This is a genomic window from Prevotella sp. C561 (genome assembly GCF_000224595.1).
Classification (GTDB): domain Bacteria; phylum Bacteroidota; class Bacteroidia; order Bacteroidales; family Bacteroidaceae; genus Prevotella; species Prevotella jejuni.
This window is the reverse complement of sequence record NZ_JH114142.1, coordinates 129,535-149,016: the sequence shown is the minus strand read 5'-3', so window position 1 is coordinate 149,016 and position 19,482 is coordinate 129,535. Positions and strand designations below refer to the sequence as shown.

Sequence of the window (19,482 nt, the reverse complement as noted above, 5' to 3'; positions counted from 1 at the left end):
TTCTACAGGTGCCTGACGAGAAAACAACCACAATATGCGATACACTGCGATATAGGGAAAATAGAAAATATAACGCAAAAAACCGATGCAACCGTGGTCGTCTTTAAGAAAATGTCGATTAGAGCGATAATAAGCACGGCCCAATAAAAGCAAGACGAGTATGCCCCACAATAAAAAATACTTCCTAAAACCGAATGTTCGATGGCAAACAATAACGCCGTCAACCCCACAGCGGCAACAAAAAAGTAAACCGTTGCTATTTGTTGGTTGCGCTTTTTACGGTAAGGAAACATCCATAACGTCAGAAAACCTGCCATCAAACCGGTAGTAATATCGATGAAATGGTGCTGATACACCAAAAGGGTAGACAGCATTAACAACACCAACCACATTCTCAGTAAGTTTCTGAACCTGCTATTTCGCACCCCACTCCAAAAGATGCAGGCATAACCTATATGTAAAGACGGGACCTGATTAAAAGGTGTATCGTACGTATTGATGAAAGAAAACAAGATATGGGCTGTTTCTGGACGTACAAAACTTTGTTTTAACGGAAAAATAATAAAACAAATTCCCGATAAAACGGTTATAAAAACGATGCGTTTACTTAATGTCGACAGCTGCCGAAAAGTATTGCAGAGGAAGAAAACCCATATAAAAAACACCACACTACTGCTATAAAAATAGATGGCAAAAGGTACAAACGGTATGGCTTTTTCAAACGAAAAGCAAAGCGAAGACACCTCTTTAAGCGATGCCGCATAGCTTGCAGCAAAAGTATAAACAGCATAGAATACACCCCAACAAATAACAAGGGCGATGTATTTGCTTACTTGCAAGCATTTGTTATCTATACCGCAACGCTGCATCAAACCGTTTGGCAAGGGCCGCTTACATGTCCATACATTTTTGTTGTTTATTTGGGAATGCTCCATAATGTCTTTCGGTGCATAAAAGCCGATAACAAACAAGTGGGTAAAAGCGAAAGAAAAGCGATGGAAAGGCGCATTTTTTGGCGGAAACACCACCTGTTCTTTGCGCTGCGCTATGGCCTTTGTCATTGTTTCAATAGCCCGATTTAAGGGCATGCAGAACGGACATTTGGAAAGGTCATTACGGTATATCTCTCTCAATCGTGGCGTGTCTATGTAGCCCGGAACAAGTGTTGTAACCGTTATTTGATAGTCGGCAAGACTTCGGCGATAAGCATCGGCTATCTGTATCAATGCTCTTTTGCACTTGGCATATACGCTTGCGCACGGATAATGCAACAATCCTGCCACCGAAGCAATCACTACCAAATGTCCGCCGGATGCATTCATTGCTTCTCGTGCCACTTCCATCGCATTCAATGCACCCGCGATATTAACCTTCAACATTTGTGAAGTCTGCTCAAAATCCACTTCTTCAGTAACGCCGTTACGGTAATATCCAGCAGCAACAATCATCATGTCCAACCCCTTATCGGCACAAAACATTTCTACGGCAACGGTTAATGCGTCCTTATCACACACATCCAGCTGGTATGCAAGCAACAGTTTGTTAACCTCATCACTCCTGTCTATTCGTGCCGTATTTCGTCCGCACACCCCCACCCGATGGCCTTTGGCAGCATAAAACCGCGCCAAGGCCAAGCCGATACCCGATGTTCCGCCCGTAATAAAGATGTTCATACCTGTTTGTTTTTAAAATGTTGGGCAACCCTATCGTATCCGTATTGCCATTGAAAGTTCATATCTTTTACAAACTGGGCATAGGTTTTGGGCAGTTTCAGTTCTACCTGGAGCTTCAGAAGATTGATGTTTTTTTCGATGTAATGGCCCGAAAGTGCCTGGTTCATGTCGGCCGTGTCTACCCAATAGTTCACCGAATGCGTCATCACTTCTTGCAATCGGCGGTTTCCACTATATCCAAATACGGCTCTAATAAGTGCCTCGTCGATGGTGCCAAACCCCTTTTTCTTCTCAAAGATAATTGTTTCGCCAAGTTGTTCGGCCAGTTCTATGGGCATCAAATCAATAATTCCGCCCGCAAAATAGGCACCTTTGTAATGCACGGGCTGAACGTAGAACATATCCGAAACAGATATTCGGGTGGCAATGGGTAAGGGAACATCTTGAAACAGCTCAACTTGCGGGTCGATGGCACTACCCTCATAGCTTTTAAAATTGCAGTTAACAGCCGGCAAATCGATGTTTCTAGCTGTCTCGGCATCGGTAAAAAGCACCTTCCGATAAAGTTTTCTTCCGTTTCTTTCTTTACCGACGTCAGCCCTGTCAAACAACAATCGGGCACCTACTACGATGGTGGGAAGGGTTGGTCGAACAGCCAACGAGGGCAAAAGCGGGCGTATGTCGGTGGGCATGTCTACGATAAATTTATCGAAAATATTTTCTATATAAGGAGCATAGAATGTGTTTCGCACCTTGCGCTGGCAATAGACACCTATCTTATACAGCATTTTGAAACGTGTCATTCGGGTGTTTTGCACAAAGCGATACAGCTCTTCAGACTGTATAAAGGCCTTTCGCTGCTCGTCGGTAGCAAACGAGTTGATGATGTTGGCAGCGATACTGCCACCGCAAGCGGCAATCAGCAGGTCGGGCTTTACACCATAATGTTGCATCGCCGCATACATGCCGAGATACAAAGCATAACGTGTACCACCGCCAGAAAAAACCGCAACCGTTGGATAAGGTTTCTTTTTCATACTCCACTGCTTATCAATACCATCGGTTTACTCAGGCGTTTGCGAATTCCTGGTTACTTTTAACGTCTTCTTTATCCTAATCCACGTGCTGAGTACAAGCAACAAATCGATAACCCCAAAGATGTAAACGGAATATCCTGAAAGGTTTATACCAAACAAACAGACCACCCCGTAGAGGCCGAGAACGAAAGCACGGTCGCTCTTGCCCATCGGACCATCATACCGTCGTTCTGCCGACAGCACCTTTCCCATCACTCCTGCGTATTCATTAATAATGCTGAGGGCAATGAAAGCCACAATAAAATAAAGACTTTCGGGATGATACTTCAACAGCGGAAAATAAATAATGGTGTCCGAAACGACATCACCCACTTCGTTTAACAGCTCTCCCTTTCGGGTTATTTGATTGTAACGACGAGCCATCATGCCGTCTAAGGCATTCAGGGCCATACGTATCAGCAGTCCCACAGGCAGGCAAAGGTAGAGCCATGTACCCACATCGCCCGCAAACCAAAACAAAATGCCGATGACAAGTGAGAGGACACAAGCCCACAAGGTGATTTGGTTGGCAGTAACTTTTGCACGATGCAACAACTCTAAAATAGGCGTTAACACCCGTTGAAACTGCGGTTTGATGGAATAGACAGATATCATAAGTACTTTGTTTTACATGAACATTCTTAATTCCGCAACACTATTATAAATTAAACTTTTTAAGTACCAGAGCAACAAAAAGTTGCTCAGGATTTTGCCATGTCAGAGTTTTCACTTATCTTAGTGTTGCAAAAAAACAAGAGAATCCGACGATGGACATGGCAAAGATACAAATTAAATCTGAGAGACTCACTCCTTTTGGGGTGTTATTTTCAATCATGGAGCAATTTGACTCCACACATTATCATCTGTAATCGACTCAACCCTCGGTCTAAGGTGTAGATCGTTCGGTTATCAGTACAGCGAAATCATTCGTTCTCTCATGAGTATCTACTTCTGTGGCGGATCATGTACCCCAGGATGTCACTACTCATTTGATGAACCACCTCTCGCTTCATCTGACACTTCGCACTTGTAGCTCTGATACTATCCTCAGAGCGATAAAGGAGTTGACGCAAGAAAACATTTCATACACATCAGATATGGGCAAGACCTACGATTTCAATACGGCTGACACTCTCAATACTTTATTGCTCAATTGTATATTTGCATCTGGCCAACTGAAAGGGAGTGAGATGTATGATGTTGATTTCGACCATCAGATCATAGAGATAGAGAAGTATGATGCAAAGCCTACATACAAGAAGTTCTTTGGTTATCGCCCTGGCGTGTCGGTTATTGGCGATTTGATAGTCGGTATAGAGAATAGCAATGGTAACACAAATGTTCGTTTCCATCAGAAGAACACGCAGAAGAGGTTCTTTGAGAGATTTGAACAGAATGGGCTCATTATCAATCGCTTCAGAACTGATTGTGGAGCATGCTCCAAGGAAATCGTGGAGGAAATAGAAAAACACAGCAAGTCCTTCTATATCCGTGCTAACCGCTGCAGTTCGATCTACAATGACACCTTTGCTCTCAAAGGCTGGAAAACAGAGGAAATCAATGGTATTGAGTTTGAATTGAACTCTATCCTTGTTGAGAAGTGGAAGGGTAAAGCATACCGACTTGTGATTCAAAGACAGAAACGGATGGATGGTATGTAGGATTTTGGGGAATAATACTGCGTATTGCCTCAAGTCACATTGTGGGGTAAGGGGATATTGTAGGCAGAAGTGGGTGTTTCAAATTCAAATTATCTGCAAATTCAGTAATGAGAGGATGTGTAAATGCAATAAGGATGTTGAAAGGCTTAGTTGCGGATTTGAGGTACTATAAATTTGATAATAGGTTTTGCTTTTATAGACATTGTGTTTACAACTCATAGTATCACCATATAATAAGGTATAAAGCTAAGATTTTTAGTAATAAGAATATCTGTTAAAACAAAAAGACAGACTCTACTAAATCAGAGAGCCTGTCTTTATCTATATCAGAAAATAGTGTAATTCTATTAGAATGGTAGGTCGTCAGTAGAGTTCTCCTCTGGCTGTGCAGGAGGGAATGGGGCTGGTTGTGATTCTGCTGCAGGTGCTGGCTGCGGATTAATAGGGGCAGCTGCTGCAGGTGCACCAGCTATTACAGCCGTTGCATCAACACGCTGAATGTTCCATGCACGAATATTGTTAAACCAACGACCGTTGTATTCATGTGCATCAATATCAAAGCTAACATTGAGTTCTTCACCTGCTTTAATAGCAAACTGTTCAATTCTGTCAGCGCCAAAAACATCGAAGACCATCTTTTTTGGATACTGGTCATGGGTTTCGATGACATACTGTTGTGACTTCCATGGTCCTCGAGCAGAAGTTCCTTCACGTGCAGGGAGGACAGCGATTACTTTTCCTTGTAAATCCATTTATCTACTTATTTTGGTTATTTTAATACTTTATTCTGTTTGCGAAATTACTAAAATAGTTCTAAAAACCGAAACTTTTATACTTAATTTTTGTTTTTCACGGCGCTTTTTTGTATTTTTGTACGATGAAGAAGAAAGACGACTATGATGAGAAGTCTGGTGTCTTAATTCGGATATACATAATATGAATATTAACTAAAATACATACTAATGAGATTTAACCTTTCAAGTACTGCATTGAGCAGCCGGTTGTTGACTCTCTCTCGAGTAATAAATAGTAAGAACTCTCTGCCTATTTTGGATTGTTTCTTGTTTGAAGTTCATGATGGACAGCTTACAATAACAGCGTCTGACAGTGAGAATGTCATGCGTGGAACATTGAACCTTGAGAATTGTGAGGGCGAAGGTGATTTCGCAGTGAACAATCATACGATTCTTGATGCTGTGAAAGAACTTCCAGAACAACCACTAACATTGGATGTTAATTTGGATGAGATGAAGATATATGTTACCTATCAGAATGGTTCATATAATTTCCCTATTCTTGGAGCAGATGAGTATCCGAAGGCTCAATCAGTGTCTGAGAATGCAACAACGATCACACTTCAAGCTGAGATGTTGTCTGATAGTTTGACACGTTCACTCTTTGCAACAGCGCAAGATGAGCTTCGCCCTGTTATGAATGGTGTTTACTTTGATTTGAAGGAAGATGCTTTGGCTGTTGTAGCCAGTGATGGGCACAGACTTGTAAGGAATAAGATTTTCTCTATTAAGAGTGATACTCCAGCCTCATTCGTCCTACCTAAAAAGCCTGCTTCATTATTGAAGAATGTGTTGGCAAAGGATGGTGGAGATGTTATTATTCGTTTTGATGAGCGTTCTGCAGAGATATCTTTTGCCGAAGGTAATCTTTCTTGCCGTTTGATAGAAGGTAAGTATCCTAATTATAATAGCGTAATTCCTCAAGACAACCCTAACCAAGTCACGATTGATCGTAAGACTTTGATTGGTGCTTTGCGTCGTGTGTTGCCGTTTGCGAGCGATTCTTCTCAGCAAATTCGCTTCCATGTGTCAGCTGGTCTGATGGAGTTGAATGCTGAAGATATTGATTTCGCAACAAGTGCAAAGGAGAGTGTCACCTGTGGATATGGTGGTAATCCTATGAGCATAGGCTTTAAGGGTTCAAGTATGCTTGATATTTTGAATAATATTGAGAGCGATGATGTCATTATACAGTTGGCAGATCCCTCTCGTGCAGGTGTTATTGTACCAGACAAACAGCCAGAGAATGAGGACATTCTCATGCTGATTATGCCGATGCTATTAAGCGATTAAAAGAGTAATAAAATAAATCTTATTTGGGGGGATGGCTGTGTATCTCTATATAGCCATTCTCCTTTATGATTATATATAGGGTTATACACAAACGTATGAAGCTGAATTTGACAAAGCCATTGATAGTCTTTGATTTGGAGACAACAGGGCTTGACCTTGTAAACGACCGTATTATTCAAATCTCTTACATCAAGGTTTATCCTGATGGAAGGGAGGAAAGAGAGAATATCTTTATCAATCCTGGAAAGCCTATACCTACAGAAGTAACGTTGTTAACTGGTATTTCGGACGAGGATGTGGCTAATGCGCCTACCTTTAAGCAGAAGGCAAAGGAATTATCAGAGAAGTTTGCAGGATGTGATTTTGCTGGCTTTAATTCCAATCGATTTGATGTTCCGATGTTGGCAGAAGAATTCTTACGTGCGGGTGTTGATTTTGATTTCTCAAAGTGTCGCCTGATAGATGCACAGAATATCTATCACAAGATGGAACGTCGCAATCTTGCTGCAGCATATAAGTTCTATTGTGGCAGGAAAATGGAGGATGATTTCGAAGCGCATAGAGCTGATCAGGATACTGAGGCCACATGGCGTGTTCTACAGGGTGAGCTTGATATGTATGCTCCTGGTAAGCAAGAAGAAGAAGAGCGTTCATTGAATAATGACATGGATGAGCTTGCAGAGTTCTCAAAAATGAATGATTTTGTAGACTTTGCTGGTCGTATGGTGTGGCGTGATATGACAGATAAGGATGGTAATCAGCTATTGGATGCTACAGGAAAACCACGCCGACATGAAGTGTTTAACTTTGGTAAATACAAAGGTTGGGATGTAGCTGAGGTGTTACACAAAGATCCTGGTTATTATAGTTGGATGCTTGCAAGCGATTTCACCTATAACACAAAGCAGGTGTTGACGCGTATTCGACTAAGAGAGTTCAATAATAGATAAGGTGATGTTGACAGGGAAGAAAATAGTTTTAGGCATAACAGGTTCTATAGCGGCTTATAAGAGTTGTCTTATTATTCGTGAGCTGATAAAGAGTGGGGCAGAGGTACAGGTGGTTATCACCCCTGCTGGTAAAGAATTTATTACCCCTATCACATTGTCAGCCTTGACACATAAACCTGTCGTAAGTGAGTTTTTCTCACAGAAGGATGGTACGTGGAATTCTCATGTAGACCTTGGTCTATGGGCAGATGCTATGGTCATTGCACCTTGCACAGCTGCTACGTTAGGCAAAATGGCAAATGGAATAGCTGACAATATGCTTATTACTACCTATCTCTCTATGAAAGCACCTGTCTTTATTGCGCCAGCAATGGACTTAGATATGTATAAGCATCCTTCTACACAGAAGAATATAGAGACACTGCGTAGCTTTGGTAATTATATAATAGAGCCAGGTAGCGGTTTTCTTGCCAGTGGTCTGGAAGGGAAAGGGAGGATGGAAGAGCCAGAGAATATCGTCAAGGCATTAGACAAATTCTTCTCTGTTTCATCTGAGTCACAGTCTACTTTATATGACCTAATAGATAAAAAAATTCTTATAACAGCTGGTCCTACATACGAAAAGATTGACCCAGTACGTTTTATAGGTAATTATTCGTCTGGCAAGATGGGCTTCGCTTTAGCTGAGGAATGTGCCCGACGTGGTGCAAAAGTGGTGCTTGTAGCAGGGCCAGTAAGCCTTACGTGTTCTGATGGCATCCAACGAGTAAATGTTGAAAGTTGCAAGGAAATGTTTGAGGCTGCTGTCAGAGTATTTCCTGATTGCGATGCTGCGATACTTTGTGCAGCTGTTGCTGACTTCCGACCTGAGGCGATTGCAGAAGAAAAGATTAAGCGTGTAGGTGACGACTTAGTCTTAAAGCTGAAGCCAACACAGGATATTGCTGCGACAATAGGGCGTATGAAGGAAAAGAGTCAACGCATTGTTGCATTCGCACTGGAGACAAATGAAGAAGAAAATAATGCTCAAAGAAAGTTGGAAAAGAAGAATGCTGATTTCATCGTATTGAATTCAACGAGGATTCCAGGGACGACTTTTCAGGCAGATGATAACCAAATAACGATTATCAACAAAGAAGGTAAGAAGCGTTATGCAAAGAAACCAAAGACAGAAGTGGCTCGTGATATTATTGATGAGCTTGTTGCTATTCTCTAATAGAGAATTATCAGCACAAGAGTTGAATGCGAAAGTGACCGTGAATCATAATCAGATTCAGGGTACGGATGCTTCTGTCTTTGAGAATTTACAACAGACTTTAGAACAGTTTATTAATACTCGTCAATGGACTCATTATCAGTTCCAAAGAAAGGAACGTATAAACTGTAACTTTAATATTACTGTTAGTAAGTATGACCCAGGTAATAACCTTTTTACTTGTACGGCTTTAATTCAGGCAAACCGCCCTGTTTATAATGCAGCCTACACTTCTACGCTCTATAACAATCAGGATGGTGATTTCAATTTCACCTTTGCTCAATTCGATCAGATTGAGTTTAATGAGGAGAATATAGATAATCAATTGACTGCTCTGATAGCCTATTATGCTTATCTTATCATAGGATTAGATTTAGACTCTTTCGCTCCTATGGGTGGTGAAGATATTCTTCAACGTTGTATGGTTCTGACGAATAATGCACAGAATCTTAACTTTACGGGTTGGAAAGCTTTTGATAATTCACGTAATCGGTTTGCTATCATCAATGACTATCTTGATGGTGCAATGAAACCATTTCGCCAGTTACAATATGACTATTACAGAACAGGATTGGACGAGATGGCTAACAATGCTGAACGTGGACGTACAAACATAACTATTGCATTGGAAAATGACTTAAAGAAAGCACATGACAATCGCCCGATAAGTATGTTACCACAGATATGGACAGACTATAAAAAGGACGAATTGGCTAATATATACAAAGGGAAAGGTACACAGAAAGAAAAGGAGTCGGTTTATGATATCCTCTTTGGTATCAATGCCAGTCAGAACATTACATGGGACAAAATAAAACAGTAGTAATTCTATTGTAGTATGAAATAGTCCTATATTCTAACTTCACTTAGTATTATTGATAAATATATGCTGAAACATCTATATATAAAAAACTATACGTTGATAGACCAGTTGGATATAGCCTTTCATTCTGGTTTCTCGGTTATTACTGGTGAAACAGGTGCAGGAAAGAGTATTATCCTTGGTGCTATCGGATTATTGTTAGGTAATCGAGCTGATAGCAAACAAATTAAACAAGGAGAGAAGAAATGTACTATTGAAGCACATTTTGACCTTTCTAACTATGGTTTTGATTCTTTCTTTGCAGAACATGATATTGATTTCGAACCAGAAGATACAATTGTTCGTCGTGAACTAACGGCTACGGGCAAGTCTCGTGCTTTTATTAATGATACGCCAGTGTCGTTGCAGATGATGCGTGCATTGGGTGAGCAGCTAATAGATGTTCATTCACAGCATCAAAACTTATTGTTACAGAAGGATGATTTTCAACTGAATGTTATAGACATCATTGCTCAAGACAGTAAGGAACTGGCTGCTTATCGTTCAGCATTTCAGCAATATAAAGAGGCTGAACGACATCTGTCAAGTGTGAAAGAACAGATCTCAAAGGTACAGGAAAACGAAGAGTTTATGCGTTTTCAGTTTAGTGAATTGGATAACGCAGGGTTGGTAGAAGGCAGGCAAGAAGAGTTGGAGCAGGAGAGTGAGACTCTCTCACATTCTGAAGATATCAAAACAGCTTTCTATGAAGCTGATAATCTGCTGAATGATGATGATAGTGGAGTTATTAGTAAGCTTGGAAAGAGTCTGGATAGTCTTGGTGATATAGAGAAGGTGTATCCTAAAGCACAAGAACTGGTACAACGACTGTCATCAGTACATATAGAGTTGAAGGATATTGCAGGTGAGGTTAGTAGTGAAGTTGAGAATATCGACTTTGACCCTTCACGCTTAGATAGTATCAATCAGCAGCTTGACTTACTGAATACACTTGAACAAAAGTTCCATGTTTCTACGGAGAAAGCGCTCATCGAGATTCGTGATAATATTGCAGAACAGCTTAAGAATATCGATAATAGCGACGAAGAACTGGATTTACTTGAACAAGATGTTAAAGCAAAACTTGTAGCTTGTGAAAAGCAAGCAGAGAAGTTAACAGGGCTAAGACATAAGGCTATAAAGATTGTTGAAGAACAGATGAAGAGCCGTCTTATACCACTTGGTATTCCTAATGTTAGGTTTAAGGTTGATTTGTCGCCTAAGGCTCTATCATTAGATGGCGCAGACAAGGTTCAATTCCTTTTCTCTGCCAATACAAGTACAGCTATGGAACCAGTAGCACAGGTAGCTTCCGGTGGTGAGATTGCTCGTGTGATGTTGTCGTTAAAGGCAATGGTAAGTGGAGCAGTGAAGTTACCAACAATTATTTTTGATGAGATTGATACTGGTGTTAGTGGTAAGATTGCACAGAAGATGGCGCTCATCATGCAAGAAATGGGCGATAATAATCGTCAGGTTATTTCTATCACTCATCTTCCACAGATTGCTGCTTTGGGTAGCTCACATTATAAGGTTGAGAAAGAAGAAACAGCAGAAGGTACTCGTAGTCACATGCGTGAGTTGACACAAGAGCAGCGTGTGACAGAGATAGCACAGATGCTTTCGGGAGCTGATATCTCTGATGCAGCTTTACAGAATGCTCGTGAACTGTTAGAATTAAGTAAGAAGAAAAAATAACACCTTACTAAAAACATACAATGAAAGAAAGAATGAACATGAAACTAAGAACTTTAATTTTGGCCATTTCACTTGTGTTTGGTGTGTCTACAAGCCTTTTCGCACAGCCTGCCGCTGTGAAGAAAGCTGCAGATGCAGCCTTTACATTGACAACTTTTAAGGCAGATGGCAGTATTTTGGCAACTTCTAATGGTGTTTGCATAAGTACTGATGGGATTGCTGTCAGTCCATGGAAGCCTTTTATAGGTGCTGATAAAGCTGTTATTGTAGATTCGAAGGGACAGAAGCATGACGTGGAATGTCTGCTTGGTGCGAATGAAATCTATGATATAGCAAAGTTTCAAGTGAGTGGTAAGACTGCTGCTGCACCTTTTAGCAACAACTGTTTCTGCAGGTGACGAGGTTTGGCTTACTCCTATACTTAAAAGTGGAAATGCTGAGAAAGCCAATGTGACAAGTGTTGAAAAGTTCATGGATAAGTATAACTATGCTATTTTAAGCTCATCTGCAACAGATAAGATGAATGGTGTTCCGGTCTTTGATAAAAAGGGACAGGTTATAGGTTTGTACAATAAATCTGGTGACTCCCAGAGTTCCACGGATGCTAACTATGCGAAGGACTTTGTTCTTAAGGGTCTTTCACAGAATGATGTAACGCTTCGACAGAGTGATATACGAATCGGTTTACCTAACACGTTGGAAGAGGCTGTTGTTGCTTTGATGCTTTCTTCAGAGAAGCCTGCTAATATACATGAGGCTATTGTCAACGAATTTATTACTAAGTTCCCACAGTCAAATGATGGATATTATGCGTTAGCGAACATACAGATTGCTAAAGGTGAGGTCGCAAATGCTGATAAAACAATGCAGACTGCTATCGGAAAGGTTACTGCAAAGGATGAAGCTCACTATAATTATGCTCGTCTTATTTATCGTAATGCGTTTATCCCTGAGTTTGAGGAAAAAGCTAAAGCTATTGGGTGGACACTTGATAAGGCTTTGGATGAAGTCCAAAAGGCTCAATCTGCAAAAGCCAATGATGCTTATCGCCATTTGCAAGCACAAATTACTTATGCAAAGGGTGATTATGCAAAGGCTTATACAGACTTTGAGGCACTAACTAAGACGAAATTTAATAATCCAGAGTTGTATTTGGAAATGGCACAGAGCCGCCAACATCTGGGAGGTACTGATCAGGAGATTCTCGACTTACTCAATAAGAGTATCGAACTTTGTGATACACCATACGTATCTACTTCTGCACCATATTTCTATACACGTGGACAACAGCTGGAGAAGATGGGGGAGTATCGAAAGGCTGTACAAGATTATTATACGTATGAATATTTTAATCAGGGACGTCTTGGCGCAGCATTCTATTATATGCGTGAACAGTGTGAGGTGAAGGGACGTATGTGGCAGCAGGCACTACAAGACATTCTTGTTGCATCACGACTTGACCCTAAAGAGCCTTTATACCCAACGGAGGCAGGAAGTCTTTTGTTACGTTTAAATAAGCTTGATGCTGCAATGAGTGCTGCTCAACAAGCAATCCAACTTGATGCTGCTCAGCCTGATGCATACCTTATCTTGGGTATAGCACAATGCGAAAGTAAACAGAAAGAGTCTGGAATAAAGAATATTCAAAAAGCAAAGGAACTTGGTAATACACAAGCCGATACGTTTTTACAGAAATATAAATAATTTGACAAGATAGTTTAATAGGTATGAAATTTGAAGGAATGGAATTTGGCAGAACCGAATTTATTCCGTACCTTTGCACCCACATGATGGTTCCGTAGCTCAGTTGGATTAGAGCAACAGCCTTCTAAGCTGTGGGTCTTGGGTTCGAACCCCAACGGAATCACTGAGTGTTATAAGAGGAATATCCGCAAGGATGTTCCTTTTTTATTTTATTATCAGAGTGTTTATAGTGTTACAAGCTAAAGTACTGGTGGCATCGATAATAAAGAGGATTTTTTATTAGGCTTATTAATTCTTACTGATAGCTACTTTTATTTACCAATATTTGTTTATCTTTGTTTATTGGATGATATTACTTGTTATACAAATATTGCGGTCTTGTGATTAATATATAGCTAACTTCTCTTTATGAGAATTCCCAGGAACATACGACGTCTATGTATTAGATGTTTGATATAGAGCCTAATGGAATAAGAGCTGTTTATCATAAAGCTATTGGAGATGGCTTTAATATAAGTCATGAAGGATAATCTGATAGATTCAAATATTTAAGAACAAATAAGATGGTTATGATGGACTGGTATCAAATAAAGAAACATATATATTATACTAATGATGATTATGTAAGAGATATAATTGCTTTTCATCTTAAGAGAGGTGCTATGACAGCTATCTACAACTATATCTGTAAAACCCCTTTCCTCTCTATGGAAGAGAGTATTAAAGATTTTGCAGACTATATAGAACATGGTGTTCATAATCAAATAATAACTGTTTTCTTATATAATAAACCTGTTATTAGATGGTACTTAAATAGTACAGAACAATTAGAAATGGATATTGATGTTCGGTTTGTAAATAGTTTGAATGTTCACAATAAGATTTGTGAATTTCTCACAGGCTTATCTCGTTTAATCGACGATGATATCTATATATTAGATGATATTATTAAGGAAAAGCCTTCAATCTTAATGGCTTTTAAGCCTCAGACACCACCTCAAATAATAGAAGGTAATCTACGTTTACAGCAAGAGACTTAAACAATATATAAAATCCTTTTGTGAAACAAGGTTGATTCATTACCTTTGTTGTCAAAAGGTAGATTCAATCTGTAGGAGAAGTGAACCACTGAATTTATAAGAATTCAACTCTATCATTTCTTTCACGCCATTCTGTACAGTTGAGTAGACCTAATGAAGGTATAGGCTTCGGGCTTTTTTGCAAGGGAGTTTGGCAACTATTGGCTCTATAGAGTTGGTATTGACCCCTCTTTTCCCATTTGAAAATAACAGTCTAACAAAGTGTAATAAGAGGATGGAGAAGCCTATACTTGGAATAAGCAGTGTGAACGTCTGCAGGTGATGAACCTTACAGCGGATGATCAGACTGTGATGGAGAACAGGTACCAGTATGATGCTGTGGACAATATCCTCGGTATCACGAATGCTGCCAACCCAACGTCGCTGACGAAACTCAACAAGGCGAAGCTGGGAGGAAGGAGTTCGCATACGTATGAGTATGATGAGCTGAACCGCCTTGTTCATGCAAACGGTAAGGCTAAGCGTGCATGGTATGATATGGTGATGTCGTTCGGAAGGCTGAGTGAGCCGTTCACGAATGTGCAGAAGGTTGACTCAACGACGACTGCTAAGTCTTATAACTTTGCTTATAAGTATGAGGACAGTAACCGCCCAACTGCTCCAACGCAGATAGGACATGATTATTACACCTACGATTCCAAAGGTTGTCCTATGCTGGAATTGAATAGTGCAACGAAAGGTCCCGCAAGATGTCCCTAATCTTACAAGACAAAAGTTCTTTGATTCAAGGATACCTTTAAGCCACATAGATGTCATGATGTATGCATAATGCAAATGGAAAGAAACGTATCTTATAAAGGCAATCATTGTTCTTATTAATATATGTATAGAGTGTCGCTTATAATGGACCGAGATGGTAAACCCTATTATACAAATATGTGTGACGTTGATAATTATAATGCAGGGAGTGTAGGCTGGTAGAGCAGGACGAGGTTGGACTATTTCATGTAAAGCCTTGGAGGCATTAGAGAGCTATTAGTAAGATATACATAGTAAAGATACCATGGTTTACTAATTTGTAGAATAGGCTGGTGTTAACAGAGGCAATAAAGTTTACAGGTAAGGACAATACTATAAGCAAAGGATGCTACAAAAAGTGTGTGAACTTACTTGGAAAAGAATCTATGACTTTCAAAGTCTTTCTTTAAATATGTTTTATATAAGATGAGAAAATATGTAGTATTTTTAATTATACTCATAGTATCCCTGATGTTGTTTTACGAAAGTAGACATTTCTATAAAATAGGGGATAGAACTTTAACTGTTTGGAAAACGAACAATGGATGTTTTGTCATACCCTATTCGTATTATGGGATTCTTCCACCTCAAAAGAATTATCTTAAACTATCTAATATTGGTACAGTTCATATCTTTATCGTACCTAACGACAGCTTATATATTTTTGCAGAACCATATAGTGATGGTTACAGTGAATTGAGTAATCAAATGAATAACTCTAAAATGATTACCTATTCGGCAGACACTCCGAATGCAATAGTACAGAGTAAATTATGGGTAGATTCTTTTGAGAAGTATAGAAAACAGTATCCCTACATTTCTGTAGATGCGAGATATATGGATGTGTTGATAAAGGGACCATAACTCTTATAGAGCTTTATTTATTCTGAAATATACTTTTAGTTCGATGATTTAGGCTACGACTCTTGAATACCGTGTGTTGTTGATGACTTATCCTAATGGTGACGTAGTAATCTATCACTACAATACCGTAGGATAGGTGGTGTGCTTGACGAGCAATAGACAGGTTAGTAGAGTGTTATAGTTGACAGGGTAGGTTACGACAAGGTGGTCAGACTTAGTGACAATTTGAGTTCATCATTTTGCATTACAGACGAATTAACCAACATCATCCAGCTACATGATGATAATGCTCCGTACGGAGAACTCCTCGTAGAGGAAGACTCTATATCCAAGGATCTGGCGTATGAGTTCAACTGTAGGCAGTTAGATGAGAAACTGGCTTGTACTAATATTAAGGTACATGAATTCAATCATAAGTATATAGCATGGGGTAGAGCCATTGGCTGAGAAATACGTACGAACTATCCTTTATCTATTTGGTGGTGGAAATCCTGTCCGGATAATTGATTCTTGAACATGTGTAGTACCTAAAATTACCTGTAGCCTTCTCCGTCTTATTTGCTAATATGGGCAGGGGAATGGCTGCTACCTTTAAGTTTAATCCTATTAATTATAAGAGGTAAATTTGTTTCGTGAGTTCATCTCTATTATTGATTATGAATATAAAATATAAGATATCTAAAGAGTTACTTGTTTTGCAAGCTATAGCAAGTTTCTTGCCATTAGGAGCATTTATGTTCTGCTTAATGAATGTTAGTAGAAGATCACCAATACTTTATATTGTATTTAGTTATCTTTTTCTTTTAGTATTATTAGTGTGTTGCATAAGTTTTTATTTTATATTTCAGCGTTTATGGAATAAAGTCTACTTATATACTCAAAAGGATAGGATCTATTTTTATGATTGTTTAAAAGCTAAGTATGGTGAAGTAAAAATAGCTGATATAGGTGGAATTAATGATTATAATCTTTCTATATATCCCTATTCTATTCTTATCATTTATACAAATAATGGTAAAATATTTACATGTCCAGATCTTGCTGAGGGAGGAAAAGATATAATCTCTGAAAGAATCTATGAGATTATATATCAAACAGGAAGTGATAGCGATTGATATTACAGAATTTTAGTAAGTGAATTCTTCAATGTTAGGTAATAAGGAATTAAGTCTCGACAACGATAATTTGTCTTCTTGGGTGTCTTATGTAGCTTGTAGTAAGCAAATGGTACATGATTGCATTTTAGTATTTGAATGGAACTTCTATAGTTACACTAATAACCTAATTTAGTTTTATTATTTTTGTTGCTGTCATTTTTAATATTTCGTGTAAATGTCTTATTATTAATGTGTTGTGGCCTGTAGGGTTGCGATGTAAGTGACAAGAAAATTGAAAAATAAACGTTCTCATGATATTTTATGACAATTTAGAGAAGGCAGTACTCTGTTGTCTAAAAGAAGAAGGAGATTTGTGGTGTTGTAATAAAGATTCATAAATAAAGATTAGTAGGTGGTCTTTATCAAAGTAAAAGATGCCGTTTTACAAACCAAAATATGCTCTTTTAAGGCGTTAAAAAAGCCCTTTTGCGGTATAAAAGGGCACCTTCTTGAATGGAGTTTGTAAGACGTTGGTAAACAATGGAATACAAGATTGAATCCTTTGCATATCTCCTGAATTTGTAGACTTACTACTTCAACTTTTTGTAAATATACTTCAGGTGATTTTGTGATGGTTCGGTGTTATAAAGAAAGGCGGATACGTTCACAAGAAACAATATTGTATAGTTTTATTATTAACAACTATTTCTTATAATTATCAGTGATCCTTTTCCATCCAAGGACAAAAGACAATTACATACCGTTTTCTATTTTGCTGTCACTTCTGTCACCCTTTTATAATCATTAATATTCTGAATATGAAGCTATTATACGAAATGTTAAAAATGACAGCAACTAAAAATGAAACTAAATTGTGGTTTTTAGGGGTACAGATATTTGGAGTGAAAAGTGTGCCGGCTAAGTTTATAACTTTGATGAAGTGTCACACAGAAAAAAGGAGAGTACGGAGGATTATTCATACAAAGCAGCGGTAGTCCCGGAGGCACTGTCGGTATGTAGAGCTACGTAGGTTGTTTGTATATTTTATTAGCGACTTTATGCCCAAAGCGTTTATCCCAATAGTTATCAGGAATCTGTACGCTATACCTCCGTCACTCTTTGTGCCATTGCAACTCCGTGCCATTGCCTTTACCTCTGCTCACTCCGTGTGCCTTATGATATAAAAGCTTTAGTTTATCATTCCATATATCAGAAGATCCTTTTATTATTCTGGTATGGTTACATTCATACGCACACAGCACTTCGTCTTTCCCCGTTTTCCCATGATCTTAAGACCCATTTACAAAATAATGTTGTATATTTGCCTTTGAAAGTGGTATGTTTAGTTTATGTATTCTTTTCAGTAAGAGAATAACATTGCCAGCATAGCTACGACATAACACATAACGCTGAGCGTCTGCAGGTACTGGACCTTACAGTGGATGTCGGGTTGTGATGTAGGAAAAGCGTCTTCTCAATGCTGTGATGAACGTCACAGTAGAGGAATGATTTCCTCCTGTTTTGTTCCTATCTATAACAGAATTATTTTTAGAAGAAGTATCAAGTTTAGAAGACGTATAAAGATATACTCTTACTGAGCAGGAAAAGTACAATAATAAACAAAGGAAGAGTAAAATTAAAAACGAAATAAGATGTTTAGCTTTTTTGATAAAAACAAAATGGAGGAGCAAGATTTCAACTTTCTTAAAAATGTGATTTGCATCTTGCCAACTAAATGGAACTTTCTACTAAAGCAAATAAACAACAAATATATTATCGGAAAATGTAAGAATAAACATTATGGAAAGGGGTTCTATAGTTTGGTTCTCAATAGAGAATACCATGACTATAGTAATTACAAATATCCTGAGTTGATAACATTGTCAGATATCTATATTTGGGATAAAAAGAAACAAGAATATGTAGAAGTACAGCTATTTATTTCGTTTGGTACAATAATTGGCTATTATTTTAATTCTAAATTTAAACATTTAGATTGGTGTAAAGTTCGCCTTACCACACTGAAAGAAAATACACATGCAAATCATTCAAACGGGAAGAAAGCTTTTATAGAAAAGCTTTTGCATAAACTTTCACCAGAAGAACTAAAGCTAATAGATGTAGGTGATATTAATGAACTTGAGATTGGGGGAAACACATATTATACTATTAGGAACTTAAATGATGGCGACTATATTGCCATTAATAATATAGGTGAAGTCTTCATTATAACTCACTCTCCTTTTGAAGTAAAGCAGTTGTCTTCATCAATTGAAGCTTTCCTCAACAAATATCGTGGCTATTAATCTATGCTGGAAATATCATGTTGCAAATACTTATTACCAATAATAAGACAGGTGATAAGTACAGCAAAACCGACGATTATAATATCAGATAGTTGAAGCTGCTTTACGAAATATTATTTCATTGGTGACAAACGGAACGCTTCAATGATAGGAACAGGTACGTTCAATAACGTTTATGGACGCAACGGTTCATACGTTACTATAAGGATATTACTTCTAGTACTATCCAAGCTCAATCATACTATCTAACAGAAGGGGTTCTAAAAACGCCTTCATATATCCCCTATTTTGGTACTCTATGGGGATTAGGCTTTAATCAGGCTGTTCGTCCAACTTGGGAAAATGGTGCTAAGAATATAGACGATGCTATAAAACATGGGACTGAGCCTGCTATTATTTTTATTATACCAG

General features: G+C 38.6%; 15 protein-coding genes, 1 tRNA gene and 3 pseudogenes. 15 read left to right on the top strand and 4 right to left on the bottom strand.

Going from position 1 to position 19,482, the window contains the following annotated elements; translation table 11 throughout:
• Nucleotides 1-2: 2 nt before the first annotated feature.
• Genes HMPREF0666_RS17905 through HMPREF0666_RS04925 form a run of 3 tightly spaced genes read right to left on the bottom strand, consistent with a single transcriptional unit; the run spans nucleotide 3 to nucleotide 3,364 of the window.
• The gene (locus HMPREF0666_RS17905) at nucleotides 3-1,673 is read right to left on the bottom strand and encodes an SDR family NAD(P)-dependent oxidoreductase (RefSeq protein WP_009011240.1); all 1,671 of its coding nucleotides are present in this window, start codon (nucleotides 1,671-1,673) and stop codon (nucleotides 3-5) included.
• Complete coding sequence (locus HMPREF0666_RS04930) at nucleotides 1,670-2,710, bottom strand: patatin-like phospholipase family protein (protein ID WP_009011239.1); 1,041 nt, start codon at nucleotides 2,708-2,710, stop codon at nucleotides 1,670-1,672. The genes HMPREF0666_RS17905 and HMPREF0666_RS04930 overlap by 4 nt, the downstream gene beginning before the upstream one ends.
• 27 nt (nucleotides 2,711-2,737) lie before the next feature.
• Complete coding sequence (locus tag HMPREF0666_RS04925) at nucleotides 2,738-3,364, bottom strand: CDP-alcohol phosphatidyltransferase family protein (protein ID WP_004360929.1); 627 nt, start codon at nucleotides 3,362-3,364, stop codon at nucleotides 2,738-2,740.
• A gap of 158 nt (nucleotides 3,365-3,522) precedes the next feature.
• Between HMPREF0666_RS04925 and HMPREF0666_RS04920 the strand changes: the two are divergent.
• Nucleotides 3,523-4,404: pseudogene (locus tag HMPREF0666_RS04920) on the top strand (IS1380 family transposase); the annotation flags it as partial.
• Nucleotides 4,405-4,421: 17 nt separating this feature from the next.
• A pseudogene (locus HMPREF0666_RS17900) lies at nucleotides 4,422-4,631 on the top strand (hypothetical protein).
• Nucleotides 4,632-4,757: 126 nt separating this feature from the next.
• On the opposite strand, the gene HMPREF0666_RS04915 reads toward HMPREF0666_RS17900, so the two are convergent.
• A complete protein-coding gene (locus tag HMPREF0666_RS04915; protein ID WP_009011236.1) occupies nucleotides 4,758-5,162 on the bottom strand; it encodes a DUF3127 domain-containing protein in 405 nt (134 codons plus the stop codon).
• Between the two features lie 210 nt (nucleotides 5,163-5,372).
• Between HMPREF0666_RS04915 and dnaN the strand changes: the two genes are divergently transcribed.
• The 13 genes and pseudogenes from dnaN to HMPREF0666_RS04850 all read left to right on the top strand — a co-directional run bounded on the left by dnaN (nucleotide 5,373) and on the right by HMPREF0666_RS04850 (nucleotide 19,071).
• Complete coding sequence (gene dnaN / locus HMPREF0666_RS04910; protein ID WP_009011235.1) at nucleotides 5,373-6,497, top strand: DNA polymerase III subunit beta; 1,125 nt, start codon at nucleotides 5,373-5,375, stop codon at nucleotides 6,495-6,497.
• A 95-nt stretch (nucleotides 6,498-6,592) separates the two neighbouring features.
• Complete coding sequence (locus HMPREF0666_RS04905; RefSeq protein WP_009011234.1) at nucleotides 6,593-7,447, top strand: 3'-5' exonuclease; 855 nt, start codon at nucleotides 6,593-6,595, stop codon at nucleotides 7,445-7,447.
• Nucleotides 7,448-7,451: 4 nt separating this feature from the next.
• Complete coding sequence (gene coaBC / locus HMPREF0666_RS04900; RefSeq protein WP_009011233.1) at nucleotides 7,452-8,663, top strand: bifunctional phosphopantothenoylcysteine decarboxylase/phosphopantothenate--cysteine ligase CoaBC; 1,212 nt, start codon at nucleotides 7,452-7,454, stop codon at nucleotides 8,661-8,663.
• Nucleotides 8,641-9,525, top strand: a complete 885-nt coding sequence (locus HMPREF0666_RS04895) for a DUF4835 family protein (protein WP_009011232.1) — start codon at nucleotides 8,641-8,643, stop codon at nucleotides 9,523-9,525. The genes coaBC and HMPREF0666_RS04895 overlap by 23 nt, the downstream gene beginning before the upstream one ends.
• Nucleotides 9,526-9,588: 63 nt before the next feature.
• A complete protein-coding gene (recN, locus tag HMPREF0666_RS04890; protein WP_009011231.1) occupies nucleotides 9,589-11,262 on the top strand; it encodes a DNA repair protein RecN in 1,674 nt (557 codons plus the stop codon).
• A 20-nt stretch (nucleotides 11,263-11,282) separates the two neighbouring features.
• A pseudogene (locus tag HMPREF0666_RS04885) lies at nucleotides 11,283-12,966 on the top strand (tetratricopeptide repeat protein).
• Nucleotides 12,967-13,054: 88 nt separating this feature from the next.
• Nucleotides 13,055-13,129, top strand: a tRNA-Arg gene (locus HMPREF0666_RS04880).
• 406 nt (nucleotides 13,130-13,535) lie between these two features.
• Nucleotides 13,536-14,006, top strand: coding sequence for a hypothetical protein (locus HMPREF0666_RS04875; protein ID WP_009011228.1), 471 nt, complete (start codon nucleotides 13,536-13,538; stop codon nucleotides 14,004-14,006).
• A gap of 318 nt (nucleotides 14,007-14,324) precedes the next feature.
• Complete coding sequence (locus tag HMPREF0666_RS04870) at nucleotides 14,325-14,765, top strand: hypothetical protein (RefSeq protein ID WP_369750534.1); 441 nt, start codon at nucleotides 14,325-14,327, stop codon at nucleotides 14,763-14,765.
• Nucleotides 14,766-15,230: 465 nt separating this feature from the next.
• Nucleotides 15,231-15,668, top strand: coding sequence for a hypothetical protein (locus HMPREF0666_RS04865; RefSeq protein WP_009011226.1), 438 nt, complete (start codon nucleotides 15,231-15,233; stop codon nucleotides 15,666-15,668).
• A 225-nt stretch (nucleotides 15,669-15,893) separates the two neighbouring features.
• Nucleotides 15,894-16,115, top strand: coding sequence for a hypothetical protein (locus HMPREF0666_RS04860; protein ID WP_050803227.1), 222 nt, complete (start codon nucleotides 15,894-15,896; stop codon nucleotides 16,113-16,115).
• Nucleotides 16,116-16,324: 209 nt separating this feature from the next.
• Nucleotides 16,325-16,783, top strand: a complete 459-nt coding sequence (locus tag HMPREF0666_RS04855) for a hypothetical protein (protein WP_009011225.1) — start codon at nucleotides 16,325-16,327, stop codon at nucleotides 16,781-16,783.
• Nucleotides 16,784-18,444: 1,661 nt separating this feature from the next.
• Complete coding sequence (locus HMPREF0666_RS04850; RefSeq protein ID WP_157600243.1) at nucleotides 18,445-19,071, top strand: hypothetical protein; 627 nt, start codon at nucleotides 18,445-18,447, stop codon at nucleotides 19,069-19,071.
• Nucleotides 19,072-19,482: the final 411 nt, after the last annotated feature.

Coding starts and splice junctions, on each gene's coding strand:
- HMPREF0666_RS04850 (WP_157600243.1), top strand. CDS start 18,445: ATGGAGGAGCAAGATTTCAACTTTCTTAAAAATGTGATTTGCATCTTG.
- HMPREF0666_RS04915 (WP_009011236.1), bottom strand. CDS start 5,162: ATGGATTTACAAGGAAAAGTAATCGCTGTCCTCCCTGCACGTGAAGGA.
- HMPREF0666_RS04875 (WP_009011228.1), top strand. CDS start 13,536: ATGATGGACTGGTATCAAATAAAGAAACATATATATTATACTAATGAT.
- dnaN (WP_009011235.1), top strand. CDS start 5,373: ATGAGATTTAACCTTTCAAGTACTGCATTGAGCAGCCGGTTGTTGACT.
- HMPREF0666_RS17905 (WP_009011240.1), bottom strand. CDS start 1,673: ATGAACATCTTTATTACGGGCGGAACATCGGGTATCGGCTTGGCCTTG.
- recN (WP_009011231.1), top strand. CDS start 9,589: ATGCTGAAACATCTATATATAAAAAACTATACGTTGATAGACCAGTTG.
- coaBC (WP_009011233.1), top strand. CDS start 7,452: ATGTTGACAGGGAAGAAAATAGTTTTAGGCATAACAGGTTCTATAGCG.
- HMPREF0666_RS04905 (WP_009011234.1), top strand. CDS start 6,593: ATGAAGCTGAATTTGACAAAGCCATTGATAGTCTTTGATTTGGAGACA.
- HMPREF0666_RS04865 (WP_009011226.1), top strand. CDS start 15,231: ATGAGAAAATATGTAGTATTTTTAATTATACTCATAGTATCCCTGATG.
- HMPREF0666_RS04930 (WP_009011239.1), bottom strand. CDS start 2,710: ATGAAAAAGAAACCTTATCCAACGGTTGCGGTTTTTTCTGGCGGTGGT.
- HMPREF0666_RS04925 (WP_004360929.1), bottom strand. CDS start 3,364: ATGATATCTGTCTATTCCATCAAACCGCAGTTTCAACGGGTGTTAACG.
- HMPREF0666_RS04855 (WP_009011225.1), top strand. CDS start 16,325: ATGAATATAAAATATAAGATATCTAAAGAGTTACTTGTTTTGCAAGCT.
- HMPREF0666_RS04895 (WP_009011232.1), top strand. CDS start 8,641: ATGAGCTTGTTGCTATTCTCTAATAGAGAATTATCAGCACAAGAGTTG.